The sequence below is a fragment of the Streptomyces sp. NPDC028308 genome, assembly GCF_055565855.1.
This window is the reverse complement of record NZ_JBVHTO010000003.1, coordinates 128,068-143,747: the sequence shown is the minus strand read 5'-3', so window position 1 is coordinate 143,747 and position 15,680 is coordinate 128,068. Positions and strand designations below refer to the sequence as shown.

Annotated in this window: 16 protein-coding genes; 5 read left to right on the top strand and 11 right to left on the bottom strand. The window is 71.9% G+C overall.

The features are described from left to right. Positions 1-41: 41 nt before the first annotated feature. The 4 genes from ACZ4VA_RS08275 to ACZ4VA_RS08260 form a co-directional block, all read right to left on the bottom strand. Positions 42-953: a hypothetical protein gene (locus ACZ4VA_RS08275; RefSeq protein ID WP_355790673.1), complete on the bottom strand. Its 912-nt coding sequence runs from the start codon at positions 951-953 to the stop codon at positions 42-44. A gap of 13 nt (positions 954-966) precedes the next feature. Then, positions 967-1,263, bottom strand: a complete 297-nt coding sequence (locus ACZ4VA_RS08270) for a DUF4193 domain-containing protein (protein ID WP_005481602.1) — start codon at positions 1,261-1,263, stop codon at positions 967-969. 395 nt (positions 1,264-1,658) lie between these two features. Continuing rightward, entirely contained in the window at positions 1,659-2,897 is a 1,239-nt protein-coding gene (locus ACZ4VA_RS08265) for a sensor histidine kinase (protein WP_355795513.1), read from the bottom strand. Between the two features lie 5 nt (positions 2,898-2,902). After that, a complete protein-coding gene (locus tag ACZ4VA_RS08260; RefSeq protein WP_055615445.1) occupies positions 2,903-3,556 on the bottom strand; it encodes a response regulator transcription factor in 654 nt (217 codons plus the stop codon). Positions 3,557-3,977: 421 nt separating this feature from the next. Here ACZ4VA_RS08260 and ACZ4VA_RS08255 point away from each other — a divergent pair, with 421 nt between their 5' ends. After that, positions 3,978-4,151 carry a hypothetical protein gene (locus ACZ4VA_RS08255; protein ID WP_356173752.1) on the top strand — a complete coding sequence of 58 codons (174 nt, stop codon included), beginning with the start codon at positions 3,978-3,980 and terminating at the stop codon, positions 4,149-4,151. A gap of 97 nt (positions 4,152-4,248) precedes the next feature. On the opposite strand, the gene ACZ4VA_RS08250 is transcribed toward ACZ4VA_RS08255, so the two are convergent. Further along, positions 4,249-5,061, bottom strand: a complete 813-nt coding sequence (locus tag ACZ4VA_RS08250) for an inositol monophosphatase family protein (RefSeq protein ID WP_356173755.1) — start codon at positions 5,059-5,061, stop codon at positions 4,249-4,251. 8 nt (positions 5,062-5,069) lie between these two features. After that, positions 5,070-6,197 (bottom strand): ferrochelatase, encoded by a 1,128-nt coding sequence (locus ACZ4VA_RS08245; RefSeq protein WP_356173758.1) that lies wholly within the window; start codon positions 6,195-6,197, stop codon positions 5,070-5,072. A 128-nt stretch (positions 6,198-6,325) separates the two neighbouring features. Here ACZ4VA_RS08245 and ACZ4VA_RS08240 point away from each other — a divergent pair, with 128 nt between their 5' ends. Beyond that, on the top strand, positions 6,326-7,564 hold the full coding sequence (locus tag ACZ4VA_RS08240; protein ID WP_355786571.1) for an MFS transporter: 1,239 nt from the start codon (positions 6,326-6,328) through the stop codon (positions 7,562-7,564). Then, positions 7,524-8,843, top strand: coding sequence for a D-arabinono-1,4-lactone oxidase (locus tag ACZ4VA_RS08235; protein ID WP_355786569.1), 1,320 nt, complete (start codon positions 7,524-7,526; stop codon positions 8,841-8,843). The genes ACZ4VA_RS08240 and ACZ4VA_RS08235 overlap by 41 nt, the downstream gene beginning before the upstream one ends. Here the strand turns inward: ACZ4VA_RS08235 and ACZ4VA_RS08230 are convergent. Next, positions 8,767-9,561, bottom strand: a complete 795-nt coding sequence (locus ACZ4VA_RS08230) for a hypothetical protein (protein WP_355786567.1) — start codon at positions 9,559-9,561, stop codon at positions 8,767-8,769. The genes ACZ4VA_RS08235 and ACZ4VA_RS08230 overlap by 77 nt on opposite strands. Positions 9,562-9,999: 438 nt before the next feature. Between ACZ4VA_RS08230 and sepH the strand changes: the two genes are divergently transcribed. After that, positions 10,000-11,088: a septation protein SepH gene (gene sepH / locus ACZ4VA_RS08225; RefSeq protein ID WP_468080422.1), complete on the top strand. Its 1,089-nt coding sequence runs from the start codon at positions 10,000-10,002 to the stop codon at positions 11,086-11,088. Between the two features lie 107 nt (positions 11,089-11,195). Here the strand turns inward: sepH and ACZ4VA_RS08220 are convergent, their stop codons facing one another. Then, positions 11,196-12,023 carry a sulfurtransferase gene (locus ACZ4VA_RS08220; RefSeq protein ID WP_355794770.1) on the bottom strand — a complete coding sequence of 276 codons (828 nt, stop codon included), beginning with the start codon at positions 12,021-12,023 and terminating at the stop codon, positions 11,196-11,198. A 324-nt stretch (positions 12,024-12,347) separates the two neighbouring features. Here ACZ4VA_RS08220 and ACZ4VA_RS08215 point away from each other — a divergent pair, with 324 nt between their 5' ends. Further along, the gene (locus ACZ4VA_RS08215) at positions 12,348-13,151 is read left to right on the top strand and encodes a VOC family protein (protein WP_356242054.1); all 804 of its coding nucleotides are present in this window, start codon (positions 12,348-12,350) and stop codon (positions 13,149-13,151) included. 25 nt (positions 13,152-13,176) lie between these two features. Here the strand turns inward: ACZ4VA_RS08215 and ACZ4VA_RS08210 are convergent, their stop codons facing one another. The 3 genes from ACZ4VA_RS08210 to ACZ4VA_RS08200 form a co-directional block, all read right to left on the bottom strand. Beyond that, positions 13,177-13,824 (bottom strand): thymidine kinase, encoded by a 648-nt coding sequence (locus ACZ4VA_RS08210; protein ID WP_355792348.1) that lies wholly within the window; start codon positions 13,822-13,824, stop codon positions 13,177-13,179. Between the two features lie 68 nt (positions 13,825-13,892). Further along, on the bottom strand, positions 13,893-15,080 hold the full coding sequence (locus ACZ4VA_RS08205; RefSeq protein ID WP_355792345.1) for an alkaline phosphatase family protein: 1,188 nt from the start codon (positions 15,078-15,080) through the stop codon (positions 13,893-13,895). Continuing rightward, positions 15,080-15,676: a DUF5998 family protein gene (locus ACZ4VA_RS08200; protein ID WP_355792351.1), complete on the bottom strand. Its 597-nt coding sequence runs from the start codon at positions 15,674-15,676 to the stop codon at positions 15,080-15,082. Before ACZ4VA_RS08200 ends, ACZ4VA_RS08205 begins: the two co-directional genes overlap by 1 nt. Positions 15,677-15,680 lie beyond the last annotated feature (4 nt).

The following is a 15,680-nucleotide window of genomic DNA, read 5'->3' as shown; positions in this document are numbered from 1 at the left end:
GTACGGCGGGTCGCCGGACCCGCCGATCCACCCGAAAGGGCTCAGCCGCCCAGCTCCCTGGGGATCTCCCCGGGGCGCACCGGGTCCGCGGGCTGTTCGAGCGGGGGCAGGGCGGGCAGCGCGTCCCAGGGCACCTGGGCCTTGCGCAGGTCCTTGCGGATGCGCCCGGCGACGCGTTTGGTGTCGCGGCGGTTCATGACCGCGCCGACCGCGGCTCCCACCATGAACGGCAGCAGGTTCGGCAGGTCGCGGACCATGCGCTTCATGATCTGCTGGCGCAGCTCGCGCTTCATCTGGCCGCCGAGGGCGGTCTGGACGGTGAGCGGCTTGGTCACCTCGATCCCGCGCTCCCCGGACCAGGAGTTCAGGTAGGCGGTGCTGCGCTGCTTCAGGTTCCCCGGCGGTCTCAGGCCGTAGACCTCGTGCAGTTCGGCGATCAGTTTCAGCTCGATGGCGGCGACGCCGGTGATCTCGGCCGCCAGTTCGGTGGGCATCGCGGGCGGTACGGGCAGCATGGCGGCCGCGCCGATGCCGGCCCCGACGGTGGAGGTCGCGGCGGCGGCGCCCGCGACGAGTTTGTCCGCGAGCTGTTCGGGGCCGAGGCCCGGGAACTGCCGGCGCAGCGTGTCGAGGTCCCGTACGGGGACGCGTGGGGCGATGTCGATGATGCGGTCGGCGAGGTACGCCAGGCCCGCCCTGGCCCGGCTGCCGCCCTTGCGGACGCCTTCCCTCACGCCGTCCCGGAGGACCGCGGCGCGGCGCCTGGCGGCGGGCGCAGGGGTCTCCACGGGGGTCGGCAGTCCGCCTGTGGCGGACGCAGCTCCGAGCGAGGCTGATCCTGGTTCGGAAGAGCCTCGCCCGTCGTCACGCGCGCCTTCGGGGCCGTCGAACGGCCCGTCGTCCGCTTCCGATTTCCGGAAGCGGCGCTTCCAAGGTGGGGTCGAGCCAGTCACGGCCGACCCTGCCTCAGTCGCAGTCGCGGCAGATCGGCTGACCGTTCTTCTCGCGGGCCAGCTGACTGCGGTGGTGGACCAGGAAGCAGCTCATGCAGGTGAACTCGTCCTGCTGCTTCGGCAGGACCCGGACGGCCAGCTCTTCGTTCGAGAGGTCCGCGCCGGGAAGCTCCAGGCCTTCTGCGGCCTCGAACTCGTCGACGTCCACCGCGGAGGTCGACTTGTCGTTCCTCCTGGCCTTCAGTTCCTCAAGACTGTCCGAGTCGACGTCGTCGTCGGTCTTGCGTGGGGTGTCGTAATCCGTTGCCATGTCGCGCTCTCCCCCTCTGGGTGTCTGCGGTGTCTCCAGCGCACGTAACGCGTGAGAGGCCGGACTTGTGCCCGACCCGAGGCGGAGATTTTGCCTCACATCAAGGTCTGTTACTCAATCGACACCCAACCGGACCCCTCAAGAGTGATCGGCTTGGATGGCGATGGGGACCGTACACGGTCCGAATGGCGCACTTCAAAGCGGTCTCACCGTGTACTTCCCGTGATCAAGACCCCCGAAAACCCGGATTTTCCCGGCTTTCCGACAGCGCACATGATCACGGAGAGTATATGGCCAGAAAATCGTCCTTGTGATCGATCACACAGCGGCCTCCTGGACGGGGGGCCCGAAAATTCCGCGCAAAGCGAACATCGTCGTGTGTCGGCGACATGGTCTCAGATCGGCAGGGTGACCCGCATCACGAGCCCACCTCCCTCCCGCGGCTCCGCGTAGATGTGCCCGCCGTGCGCGCGGGCCACGGAGCGCGCGATGGACAGACCCAGGCCTACGCCCTTGTCGCTGCCCGTGCGCTCCGTACGCAGCCGCCTGAAGGGTTCGAAGAGGTTGTCGATCTCGTAGGCCGGGACCACCGGGCCGGTGTTCGCCACGACGAGGACCGCGCGGCCGTGCTGGACCTCGGTGGTGACCTCGACCCAGCCGTCCTCGGGCACGTTGTACCGCACGGCGTTCTGGATCAGGTTCAGGGCGATCCGCTCCAGCAGCACGCCGTTGCCCTGGACGACCGCCGGAGCGCGCTCCCCGCGGATCTCCACGCCCTTCGCCTCGGCCTCGGCCCGCACCTGGTCGGTGGCCTGCTGGGCCACCTCCGCGAGGTTCACCGGCTTGCGCTCGACGATCTGGTTGTCGCTGCGGGCGAGCAGCAGCAGCCCCTCCACGAGCAGCTCGCTGCGCTCGTTGGTGGCGAGCAGGGTCTTGCCGAGCTGCTGGAGCTCCACGGGTGCGCCCGGATCGGACAGGTGCACCTCCAGGAGCGTGCGGTTGATCGCCAGGGGCGTGCGCAGCTCGTGCGAGGCGTTGCCGACGAACCGCTGCTGGGCCGTGAACGCCCGCTGGAGCCGCTCCAGCATGTCGTCGAAGGTGTCGGCCAGCTCCTTGAGCTCGTCGTCGGGGCCGTCCAGCTCGATGCGGCGGGACAGGTCGGAGCCGGCCACCGCGCGCGCGGTGCGGGTGATCCGGCCGAGCGGCGACAGGACCCGCCCGGCCATGGCGTAACCGAAGGCGAAGGCGATCACGGCGAGGCCGAGCAGGGCGAGCAGCGAGCGGCTGAGCAGTCCGTCGAGCGCGTGCTGGCGCTGGACGGCCGTGCACTCCTTGAGCATCGCGTTCAGTTCGTCGATGCCGGCGGCGCCGCTCAGCTGCGGACAGGTGCCGCTGGCGAGTTCGAGGTTGCTGCCGGTGACCTTGAAGTCCATGCCGCTGCCCTCGTGCAGCGCCTGCGCGGCCAGCAGGTAGATGATCGACAGCAGCAGGATGCCGGCGATCAGGAACATTCCGCCGTACAGCAGCGTGAGCCGTATGCGGATGGTCGGCCGCAGCCACGGGAACGGCGCCTGCGGCTTCCGCGGGTCCCAGGTGGGCTTGGGGGGCGCCGTCGGCGGCGCGGGTGCGGTCACGGGGATCAGATCCGGTAGCCCGAGCCGGGGACGGTGACGATCACGGGCGGCTCGCCGAGCTTGCGCCGCAGGGTCATCACGGTCACCCGGACGACGTTGGTGAACGGGTCCGTGTTCTCGTCCCAGGCCTTCTCCAAGAGCTGTTCGGCGGAGACCACGGCGCCCTCGCTGCGCAGCAGCACCTCCAGGACGGCGAACTCCTTGGGCGCGAGCTGCACCTCCTTGCCGTCACGGAAGACCTCGCGGCGGTTGGGGTCCAGCTTGATGCCGGCGCGCTCCAGGACGGGCGGCAGCGGCATGCTCGTACGGCGGCCGAGGGCCCGAACGCGCGCGGTGAGCTCGCTGAAGGCGAAGGGCTTGGGCAGGTAGTCGTCGGCCCCGATCTCCAGCCCCTCCACGCGGTCGCTGACGTCGCCGGACGCGGTGAGCATCAGCACGCGCGTGGGCATGCCGAGCTCGACGATCTTGCGGCAGACGTCGTCGCCGTGCACGAGCGGGAGGTCGCGGTCGAGGACCACCACGTCGTAGTCGTTGACGCCGATGCGCTCCAGGGCGGCCGCGCCGTCGTACACGACGTCGACGGCCATGGCCTCCCGGCGCAGTCCGGTGGCCACCGCATCGGCGAGCAGCTGCTCGTCCTCGACGACGAGTACGCGCACGTCGCTTGTCCTTCCTCTGTCCACCCGCGTAGCGCCGTGACGGCGTCGCGTGAGGGGGTTTCCGGGGGTCCCGCCCGCTCGATCCGAACCGAGAAGGGGGGCTGAGGCATCCATCCTGCCCTTTTCGGCCATAAGTCGGCTGTAAGGCGGCTGAGGGGCCCGGGAATGCCGGATTTTCTCGTGCGGTTGAGGTTTCCGCGGAAGGGAGCGGGGGGAGGACGGCTTTACACCCCGCGATCACGCTCTGCCTGTGGCACGCCACCTGGTGGTTCTCCGACCGCTTCCGCAGAGTGGGCGTGGGTGTCCGGCACCGTCGCCGCCCGGCCGGGCTGCGCTGGGCACCCACCGGAGACGTGATCGCCCCTTCCGAATGGCACACCCCCGTGCCACCGACCCACGACCCAGGACGAGGGGGCGCAGCATGGACGCATTCACCGCAGGACTTCTTCAGCGCATACAGGCGACCGAGTCCGACCTGACGCGGGCGCGCGAGACAGGCGACGACTTCCTCGCGGAGGTCGAGCAGGGAGAGCTGGAAGACCTGCGCCGCCTGGCGGCCGAGCACGGCGTGGAGGTCGGCGCCGTGCACGTCTGATCGGTTCCTACGAGAGCGGGGCCCCGGCATCGATCCAGTGCCGGGGCCCCGCTTCGTTCCGCTCTCCCGCGCCGGCCCTGGGGCGGCGCGGGACGCGCTAGTCGTGCCAGGCGCCGAGATCCTCCAGGCGGGCCTGGAGGGCCTCGAAGAGACCGGGCGGGGCGGCGACGGTCAGCTCCGGCGAGAGGGGCTCTCCGGGGCGGCCACCGGTCAGGGCGCCCGCCTCGCGGGCGATCAGGTCGCCCGCCGCGTAGTCCCAGTGGTTGAGCCCGCGCTCGTAGTAGGCGTCGAGGCGGCCCGTGGCCACGTCGCACAGGTCGATCGCGGCGGAGCCGCCGCGGCGGATGTCCCGCACCTCGGGGACCAGTTCCCGCAGGACCTCCGCCTGCCGGGCCCGGCGCTCGGCGAGGTAGCCGAAGCCGGTGCCGACCAGGGCCAGCCCGAACGCGGGGGCGGGCCGCACGCGCGCGGGGCGGTCGTTCACGAAGGCGCCCCCGCCCAGCGCGGCCCGGTACGTCTCGCCCCGCACGGGTGCGTGCACGACGCCGACGAGGGTCTCCCCGTCCTTGCGGGCCGCGATCGAGACGGCCCAACTGGGCAGTCCGTAGAGGTAGTTGACGGTTCCGTCGATCGGGTCGATCACCCACTGGACACCGCTGGTGCCCTCGACGCTCGCGCCCTCCTCGCCGAGCACGCCGTCGTCCGGCCTGCGGTCGGCCAGCAGGCCGGTGATGAGCTTCTCGGAGGCGATGTCCATCTCGGTGACGACGTCGACGGCGCTCGACTTGGTGGCGGCCACCCCGAGGTCGGCGGGGCGGGAGTGGTGCAGGAAGTCGCCCGCGCGGTGGGCTGCTTCCAGCGCCAGCTCCAGCAGCTCAGCGACGAGGCGGTCGTCTGCGGTGTCGGTCACGGCGTTCCTCACGCGTAGGGGCTGTCGGCGCCCGCGGCGGCGGGGCGCGGGGAGCGGGCGGGGCAGCAGCCCACCGGGCACAGCTGGTGGCTCGGGCCCAGTGCGCCGAGGGCGCAGGGCGTCACCGGCCGGCCGCTCTCGGCGGCGGCGCGCTCCAGGACGAGGTCGCGGACGGCCGCCGCGAACCGCGGGTCGGCGCCCACGGTCGCCGAGCGGCGCACCGGCAGGCCCAGCTCGGCGGCCTTCGCGGTGGCCTCCGTGTCGAGGTCGTACAGGACCTCCATGTGGTCCGAGACGAACCCGATGGGGACCATCACGGCGGCCGGGACCCCGGCGCCGTGCAGCTCCTCCAGGTGGTCGCAGATGTCCGGTTCGAGCCACGGGACGTGGGGAGCTCCGGAGCGGGACTGGTAGACCAGCCGCCAGGGGTGCTCGACGCCGGTCTCCTCGCGCACGGCGTCGGCGACGAGCCGTGCGACGTCCAGGTGCTGACGGACGTACGCGCCGCCGTCGCCGTGCCCCTCGACAGGCCCGGAGGTGTCGGCGGCCGCGTCCGGGATCGAGTGCGTGGTGAAGGCGAGGTGAGCGCCTTCCCGTACGTCCTCGGGCAGCTCGGCGAGCGACTTCAGGACGCCGTCGACCATGGGCCGCACGAAGCCGGGGTGGTTGAAGTAGTGCCGGAGCTTGTCGACGGCGGGCGGCTCCACGCCCTCGGCCTCCAGCGTGGCCAGGGCCTCCGCGAGGTTCTCGCGGTACTGGCGGCAGCCCGAGTAGGAGGCGTACGCGCTGGTGGCGAGGACGAGGACGCGGCGGCGGCCGTCGGCGGCCATCTCGCGCAGGGTGTCGGTCAGGTACGGCGCCCAGTTGCGGTTGCCCCAGTACACCGGCAGGTCGAGCCCGTGCTCGGCGAAGTCCTTGCGGAGGGCTTCGAGCAGGGCGCGGTTCTGTTCGTTGATCGGGCTGACCCCGCCGAAGAGGAAGTAGTGCTGCCCCACCTCCTTGAGCCGTTCCTTGGGGATGCCCCGTCCGCGCGTCACGTTCTCCAGGAACGGGACCACGTCGTCCGGGCCCTCGGGGCCGCCGAACGAGAGCAGGAGCAGGGCGTCGTAGGGGGTGGCATCGAGCACGTCTGGCATGTCTCGATCCTGCCACCCGCCCGAGCGGGCCGGGATCCCGGCCCGCGGAGGGGGGTGCGTTAGGGTTACCTAACCCGTAAGCTGTATCGGCTGCCTTCGCGCCTTACCGGAACCCCCGGAGACCCCTCGTGCCCAGCCCCTACGCCGCCCTGTTCGCCGCCCCAGGCTCCAAGGGCTTCTCCGCCGCGGGACTCCTCGGCAGGATGCCGCTGTCGATGATGGGCATCGGCGTGGTCACGATGATCTCCCAGCTCACCGGCCGGTACGGCCTCGCGGGCGCCCTGTCCGCGACCATGGCCCTGGCGGCCGCCGTGATGGGTCCGCAGGTCTCGCGTCTGGTGGACCGCCACGGGCAGCGGCGGGTGCTGCGCCCGGTGACACTGTTCGCACTGGCCGCGGCCGCCGGACTGCTCCTGGCCGCGCACTACGGGTGGCCCGACTGGGTGCTGTTCGCGTGTTCGGCCGGCATCGGCTGCGTGCCGAGCATCGGCGCGATGATCCGCGCGCGCTGGGCGGCCCTCTACCGGGACACCCCACAACTGCACACCGCGTACTCCTTCGAGTCCGTGATCGACGAGGTCTGCTTCATCTTCGGACCGATCATCTCCATCGGTCTCTCGACGGCCTGGTTCCCCGAGGCCGGGCCGCTGCTCGCCGCCTGTTTCCTGGCGGCCGGCGTCTTCTGGCTGACGTCCCAGCGCGCCACCGAGCCGGTCCCCCATCCGCGCGAACAGCACTCCCGGGGCTCGGCGCTGCGCGCGCCCGGGCTGCAGGTGCTGGTGGCCACCTTCGTGGCGACCGGCGCCATCTTCGGCGCGGTCGACGTCGTCACCGTGGCCTTCGCGGAGGAGCAGGGCCACAAGGGCGCGGCGAGCGTGGTCCTCGCGCTGTACGCGGCCGGTTCCTGCGTGGCGGGTGCCGTCTTCGGGCTGCTGCGGTTCTCCGGGGCGCCCGAGCGCAGGTGGCTGCTGGGCGTGTGTGCGATGGCCGTGAGTATGATCCCCCTCCTACTGGTCGGGAACCTGCCGTTTCTGGCCGTGGCGCTGTTCGTTGCGGGCCTGTCCATCGCACCCACGATGATCACGACGATGTCCCTCATCGAGCAGCACGTTCCACGCGCGAAACTGACCGAGGGCATGACCTGGGTGAGCACCGGACTCGCGGTCGGGGTCGCGCTCGGCTCCTCCGTGTCCGGCTGGGTGATCGACGCCGCCGGCGCGAAGGCCGGGTACGGGGTTCCGGCGGTGTCCGGGGCCGTCGCGGTCGTCGTGGGTTTCCTCGGGTATCGCCGGCTGAACAGGCCGGTTCCGCAGCGGGGAGGGACCCATGAGCAGCACAGCGAGCGGGAAGAGCGGAACGTGGCGTAACTGGGCCGGGAACGTCACCGCGCGCCCGGTGCGGGAGGTCGCCCCGGCGTCCGTCGAGGAGTTGTCCGCGGCCGTGCGCCGGGCCGCCGAGGACGGGCTGCGGGTGAAGGCCGTCGGCACCGGCCACTCGTTCACGGCCGCCGCCGCGACCGACGGCGTGCTGGTACGCCCCCATCTGCTGACGGGGATCCGCGGGATCGACCGCGAGGCGGGCACCGTCACCGTCGAGGCGGGCACCCCGCTCAAGCGTCTCAACGTGGCTCTCGCGCGCGAGGGACTGTCGCTCACGAACATGGGCGACATCATGGAGCAGACGGTCTCCGGCGCGACCAGCACCGGCACGCACGGCACCGGCCGCGACTCCGCCTCGATAGCCGCGCAGATCAAGGGACTCGAACTGGTCCTCGCGGACGGCTCGGTGCTCACCTGCTCCGAGAAGGAGAACCCGGAGGTCTTCGCCGCCGCCCGCGTCGGGATCGGCGCCCTCGGGATCGTCACCGCGATCACCTTCGCCGTGGAGCCGGTCTTCCTGCTGACGGCCCGCGAGGAGCCGATGACCTTCGACCGGGTCACCGCGGACTTCGACGCGCTCTTCACCGAGAACGAGCACTTCGAGTTCTACTGGTTCCCGCACACCGGCAACTGCAACACCAAGCGCAACAACCGCAGCGCGGGCCCCGAGAAGCCGGTGAGCCGGATCAGCGGCTGGATCGAGGACGAGTTCCTCTCCAACGGTGTCTTCCACGCGGTGAACCTGCTCGGCCGCGCCGTGCCCGCCACCATCCCGGCGATCGCGAAAGTGTCCAGCCGCGCCCTGTCCGCGCGGACGTACACCGACATCCCCTACAAGGTGTTCACCTCCCCGCGCCGGGTGCGCTTCGTGGAGATGGAGTACGCCGTCCCGCGCGAGGCCCTCGTCGAGACGCTGCGGGAGTTGAAGACGATGGTCGACCGCTCTCCGCTGCGGGTCAGCTTCCCCGTCGAGGTCCGCACGGCCCCCGCCGACGACATCACGCTCTCCACTGCGTCCGGCCGGGAGAGCGCGTACATCGCCGTGCACATGTTCCGGGGGACGCCCTACCAGGCGTACTTCACCGCGGCGGAGCGCATCTTCACCGCGCACGAGGGCCGGCCGCACTGGGGCAAGGTGCACACGCGCGACGCGGACTACTTCGCCGGTGTGTATCCGCGCTTCGGTGAGTTCACCGCTCTGCGGGACCGTCTGGACCCGGATCGGCGCTTCGGGAACGACTATCTGCGTCGGGTGCTGGGGGCGTAGTCGCGTCGGCCGAGGGCGCCGGGGTGACACCGCCGTCACCGGTGCCCTCGTCCTCGGTGCCGGTGTCCGTACCGGTGTCGGGAGTCCGCGTGGGAGGGGGCGTCGGGGCCGGACTGTCCACGGTCGCTCCGCCGCCGCTCTCCGACGGGGCCTCGCCCGCGGGGGTGCCGGCGTCCGACGGGGTGGGCGTCGGCGAAGGGGCACGGGACGGGGTGCCCGGTGACTTGCCGTGACCGGGGAGGGCGTCGCCCACTGTGGTGCCCGTGCCGCCGCCGAACCTGTCGCCGGACACCAGTTCGTAGGCGCTGATGCCCGCCATGGCGACGCCGAAGACGAGAACCGCGGCGGCCAACGGCCGCTTCCAGCCCTTGATCCGCGCGCGGTGGACGGTTGCCTCCCCGAACTCGTGTGCCGGGCGCGCCACTTGGCCGGGCGGCGCGGTACGCGGGCGCACTCCGGGTGACGGCCCCGGCCGGCCCTGCACCGTGACGTCGCGCAGTTGCTCGCCGGTGCGCTTGAAGAAGTGCTGGAAGACCGTGCCCCCGCAGGTGGCGATCGCGCTCACCACCCCGGCGCCCAGGATCGTCCCGTAGACCCCGAAGTACGAGGCGAGTTTCGCCGCGACCACCGCGGCGACCGCGCTCCCCGCCACCTGAGGGACGCTCAGGTCCACCCGCCCGCGCCGCGGTTCCTCCAGAGCATCCGGCTTCTCACCCATTCCCGAACCTTGCCTGCCTTTCCCGTACTTGCTCGACTTCCTGCACGAGAAGGGGACGTATGGGCGAAACCAATGGTTCCGTTTCTGGCGATTTCGTGAAGTGCGCCACGATCACGATCCCGGAGGGCACACGAGGGGTAGCCGACTCGACGGCTCCACCAGAACTCGAGCGGCGCGCCGAACCACGCAGGTGGCCCGAATGGAGTACTGTTGCGAGCCCTGGGTCCGGACTCCCGCCAGGGTGTCCGGGGCCTTGCAGGACCGCCGGGAGGGGGCTCGTTGCACAGGGTGATGAGGTTCGTCACTCAGCGTTGCGAATAGGTAACCGTGCCATAACGGCGATCACGGGCCCGCGCCCGACACGCCGGGCAACTCGGCAAGGTTGTGGCAGGCTGCACCCGGGCAGGCCACACTCGACTAGCGGAAGCAGCGACGCACGTGACGTCGGCAGGCACCACCCGGGAGGTCCCCATGCCCGAACTGCGTGTCGTGGCCGTCTCCAATGACGGCACACGGCTGGTGCTGAAGGCTGCGGACAGCACGGAGTACACGCTTCCGATTGACGAACGTCTCCGCGCCGCCGTGCGCGGCGACCGTCCCCGCCTCGGCCAGATCGAGATCGAGGTGGAGAGCCATCTCCGCCCCCGAGACATCCAGGCGCGTATACGTGCCGGCGCCTCCGCCGAGGAGGTCGCACAGTTCGCCGGCATCCCCGTCGACCGCGTGCGCCGCTTCGAAGGTCCCGTGCTGGCCGAGCGCGCCTTCATGGCCGAGCGGGCCCGGAAGACTCCGGTCCGCCGCCCCGGTGAGAACGCCGGACCCCAACTCGGTGAGGCCGTGCAGGAGCGGCTGCTGATCCGCGGGGCCGAGAAGGACACCGTCCAGTGGGACTCGTGGCGCCGCGACGACGGCACCTGGGAGGTCCTGCTCGTCTACCGGGTCGCGGGTGAACCGCACTCGGCGAGCTGGACGTACGATCCGCCCCGGCGGCTCGTCCAGGCCGTCGACGACGAGGCGCGCTCGCTGATCGGCGAGTCCGACGACCTCGCGGCGTCGCCCGAGCCGAGCTTCCCGTTCGTGCCGCGCATCGCCCGGCTGCCGCGCGACCGTCCGCTGGACCGCGCCCTGGACCGGCAGATGGAGCGGCCGAGTCTGCCCGCGGCCTCGGCCGAGCCGGTCGAGGAGAGCGAGCGCGATTCGCTCACCAGTCTGCTGGAGGCGGTGCCCAGCTTCCGCGGCGACATGGTCGTGCCCGAGCGTCCCTCGACGCCGGAACGGCCCGCCGCGGAGGAGCCCCCGGAGCCCGAGCCCGAGGTGGAGGAGCCGCCGGCTCCCGCGGCTTCGGCCGGAGCCGGTTCGGCGTACGCGGACGTCCTCATGCCTCGCTCGGTCGGCAGCCACCGCGACCGTCTCGTCGGGTCCACCGACCGTCAGGCCGAGGCCGACGGGGTCCGGCCGGGCCGCCGCGCGGCGGTCCCGAGCTGGGACGAGATCGTCTTCGGCACGCGCCGCAAGAAGCAGGAGTAGTCGCTCCGTACGCCTGGTACCGGCTCAGGTACCGGCGTACGGACGGCAGTTGAGCGGGACGAAGGGGACCGCGCCCGGCCGGGCGCGGTCCCCTTCCCCGTCACCGACTACTGGGGGTCCGGGCCGACGGCCACGGGACGGGCGGTGTCCCGGGACCACTCCGACCACGAACCGACGTACAGGGCAGCCGGAATGCCCGCGATCGCGAGGGCGAGGACCTCCTGCGCCGCGGAGACGCCGGAGCCGCAGTACACACCGACCTCCGTCCCCTCCGTCGCGCCGAGCGCCTTGAAGCGCGCTGCGAGTTCCCCGGCGGGCAGGAAGCGTCCGCTTTCGGCCAGATTCTCGGAGGTCGGCGCCGAGACCGCCCCGGGGATGTGGCCCGCGACCGGGTCGATCGGCTCGACCTCCCCGCGGTAGCGCTCCCCCGCCCGCGCGTCGAGCAGGAGTCCGGTACGGGCGAGCGCCGCCGCGCCGTCCGCGTCCAGCAACGGAAGCCCTCCCGGCGTGGGTTCGAAGTCCCCCGGGGCCGGGTCCGGCACCTCGGACGTCAACGGCCCGTTCCAGGCGGCCAGTCCGCCGTCAAGCACACGCACCGCCGGATGACCCGTCCAGCGCAACAGCCACCAGGCACGTGCGGAAGCCCAGCCGAGACCGCCGTCGTACACCACGACCTCGCGGCGCGCGGAGACTCCCGCGGCCCGCATCGCGGCGGCGAACACCTCGGTGTCCGGCAGCGGATGGCGGCCCCCGGCACCCGCCGGACCAGCCAGCTCCGACTCCAGATCGACGAAGACGGCACCCGGCAGATGCGCCTTCTCGTACTCGGGGCGCAGGCTCGGGCTGCCCAGCTGGTAACGGACGTCGAGGAGGACCGGCGGGTTCGGCCCCGTCAGTGCGTCGGCTAGTTCGGCGGCGGAGATGATGACGTTCATGGCCACCATCCTCGCGCACGGGGTGGCCGCTTCGTCCAGGTCCGGCTACTCTGCTCCGCCGGACAGCCCCGATCACGAGGCGTATGGGATCGGGCACATGCTGTACAGCTGACGGTCACCGGCCGACAATGTCGCGGAAACGGATGAGTGCCCGCATATCGGGCACCCTCTTGCGGGAGTACGGCGCCCGGCGGCGCGGCCGGAACGCTCGGTGCGACCGGTGGTGCCAACATCGGCACGGGGCGTGCAGGCACCTGACTGGCGTACGCGCATGCACAGGCGGAAGTCGACCGGCCACCGCGAGGGGCCGAGAAGAGAGTGACGATGACCGAGGCACGGGGGTCGGCCGGCCTGAACGGCACCACGCACGCCCGCCGCCCGCCCGGCACGCCCTGCTGGGTGAGCCTGATGGTGCACGGGACGGACGCGACCCAGGAGTTCTACGGAGCGCTGTTCGGCTGGGAGTTCGAGCCGGGCCCCCGCCAGCTCGGCCCGTACGTGCGGGCGCTGCTCGACGGCCACGAGGTCGCCGGGATCGGTCAACTGCCTCCCGACCGGCACCTGCCCGTCGCCTGGACCCCCTACTTCGCCTCGGACGACGTGAACGTGACCGCCGAGACCGTGCGGCACTCCGGCGGCACCGTCGGGGTCGGTCCCCTGGACGCGGCCGACGCCGGCCGGCTCGCCATCGCGTCCGATCCGACGGGCGCCGTCTTCGGCATCTGGCAGGCCGCGGCCCACCTCGGCACCGGCATCACCGGCGTGCCGGGCACGCCCGCGTGGAACGAGCTGCTGACCCGGGACAGCGCGAGCGTCGCCAAGTTCTACCAGGGCGTCTTCGGCTTCGAGTTGGAGCCGTCCGACTCCGCCGACCTCGACCACGTCACGCTCCGCCTCGACGGGCGCCCGGTGGCGGGCATCCACGGCGTGGGCCGCGCGCTGCCGCGCGACCGGGGCGCGCACTGGCTGACGTACTTCGAGGTCGCCGACCCCGAGGCCGCCGCCGGACGCGTGGCCGAGCTGGGCGGTCACGTCCTGAAGGAGCCGCACGACTCACCGCACGGCCGGAAGGCCACGGTGGCCGATCCGGAGGGCGCGGTGTTCTCGGTGCTCCACACGGCGCCCTGAACCGCCCGGCCCGGACCGGCCGGTGTCAGGCGGAGGCGATGGGCAGGACGTCCGGGGACAGGGCACCGGCCCGGGCGGTGGCCGCCGTCATGCGGCGCCGGTGGTGGCGGCGGCACAGAACCTCGTAGCCGACGGCGTCCGACTGGTTGACGTCGCCCACGACCACCTGGGCGCCCTCGACCACCATCTCGCCGCCTATCGTGCGGGCGTTGTGCGTGGCACGGGCGCCGCACCAGCACAGCGCCTCGACCTGGAGGACCTCGACCCGGTCGGCCAGCTCCACCAGACGCTGCGAGCCGGGGAAGAGCTTGGAGCGGAAGTCCGTGGTGATGCCGAACGCGAAGACGTCGATGCCGAGGTCGTCCACGATGCGCGCCAGCTGGTCGATCTGGTCCGGCGCCAGGAACTGCGCCTCGTCCGCGATCACGTAGTCCGCGCGGCCGCCCTGCGAGAGGTGGTCGACCACGTACGCGTACACGTCCTGGCCCGCCATCACCTCCACGGCGTCCGTGACCAGCCCGAGCCGGGAGGAGAGCTTGCCCTCCCCGGCGCGGTCGTCACGCGTGAAGATCAGGCCCTGAAGGCCCCGGGCGGACCGGTTGTGCTCGATCTGCAGAGCCAGCGTCGACTTCCCGCAGTCCATCGTTCCGGAGAAGAACACCAGCTCGGGCATGGCGGGTTGAGCACCTTTCGGCGGAAGGTCGGCAGGGGTTCGGGGCACGTGCGGATCGGGCGGATGACTCAGGAGCGTACTTGGAGCAGCGGGACCAGTTGTTCGACGGGGGTCATCGAACCGTGGTTGCCGACCATGGCCGACTCCTTCGGCTCGCGCTCGGAGGCGATCAGCAGGACGTCGTCCCGGGCCGCCGCGACCACGTCGCCGATCCGCCCGTACACCCGCTCGTCGACGTGCGGGCCGAACCAGCCCGCCGCGACGGCCTCGTCGCGCGAGGCCACCCAGAACTGCTCGCCGAGCACCTCGCGCCAGCAGGTCAGCACGTCCGCCTCGGCGCCGGGCACCGCGTAGACGTGGCGGGCGCGGCCCTCGCCGCCCAGCAGGGCGACGCCGGCCTTGAGCTCCCAGTCCTCGTCGAAGTCGATGCGGTGCTGCTCGTCGAAGGGGATGTCGATCATGCCGTGGTCGGCGGTGACGTAGAGGGCGGTGCGCGGCGGGAGCTGTTCCGCCAGGCGCTGGACCAGCCGGTCGACGTACATCAGCTGGCCGCGCCACGGGTCGGAGTCGACGCCGAAGCGATGGCCCTTGCCGTCCACCTCCGCGTAGTACGTGTAGACCAGGGAGCGGTCACCCGCGGCCAGTTGCTCGGCCGCGAAGTCCATGCGCTCCTCGCCGGTCAGCCGGCCGTGGAAGGTGCCGCCGCTGAGCGCGACCTTCGTCAACGGGGTGTTCTGGAAGCCGGGCGAGGAGACCTGGGCGGTGTGCACACCGGCCGCGTCCGCCAGCTGGAAGACGGTGGGGTAGGGCTGCCAGACGCCCGGTTCCGTCCAGGGGTTCCAGCGCAGCTGGTTCATCAGGGCGCCCGTGTCCGGGTTGCGCACGGTGTAGCCGGGCAGGCCGTGCGCGCCGGGCGGCAGCCCCGTGCCGACGGAGGCGAGCGAGGTAGCGGTGGTGGCCGGGTAGCCCGCGGTGATCGGGCGGCCCGTGCCCCCGCGGGAGGACGCCAGCAGCGAGGTCATGAAGGGGGCCTCGTCCGGGTGCGCCTTCAGCTGCTCCCAGCCGAGACCGTCGATCAGGAAGACGCAGTTGCGGTCGGCCGCGGCCAGCTCCGGTATGGCGACGGTCGCGCCGGGCACCTCCATGCCCGCGGCGAGCGTGGGCAGCAGGTCGGCCAGCGAACCGGTGCCGTACTCGGGGACGGGCGCGGAGTCGAGGGCGAGCGGTTCCGGGTGGTCCCAGGCGGGCAGAACCATCAGCGCGTGACGTCCGCGGTCGCTTCGGAGAGGGCCTGCGCGAAGGCGAGGGCCTGACGCACCGTCTCCGGACCGTCCCCGGCCTCGCTGACACGCAGGCTCAGGTCGTCCGCCGTGGAGCTGCCGGTGTAGCCGTGGTCGGCCTCGCAGTTCGGGTCGCCGCAGGCCGCCGGCTCCAGGTCGATGCGGGAGACCGCGCCCCAGCCGATGGTCAGGACGACCTCGCGGGGCAGCGTACCCGGCGCGTACGACTCGGGGTTCGCCACGACGCGGCTGACCACGACCGACGAGATCCGGCTGAGCTTCACGGACTCCGTCGACGTCGTGGCGTACGGCGTCGGGGAGGTGGTGTCCGCCGCCTGCTCGTCGGTGTGGCTCACGATGAAGCGGTTGGCGGTGAGGACCAGCACCGTGACGTGCCTGCGGACCTCGTTCGCGTCGAACGTCGTCTCCTGGTGGACCAGGAACGACCTGACGGCATCGCCGCCGACGGCGGCTTCCACCGCCTCGGCCACGAGAGCCGGGTAGTAGCCGCTGCGCTCGATCGCCGCTCGCAGCCCCTGGGTCGTCGTACTGGTCTTGGCCATGACGTCCATCCTA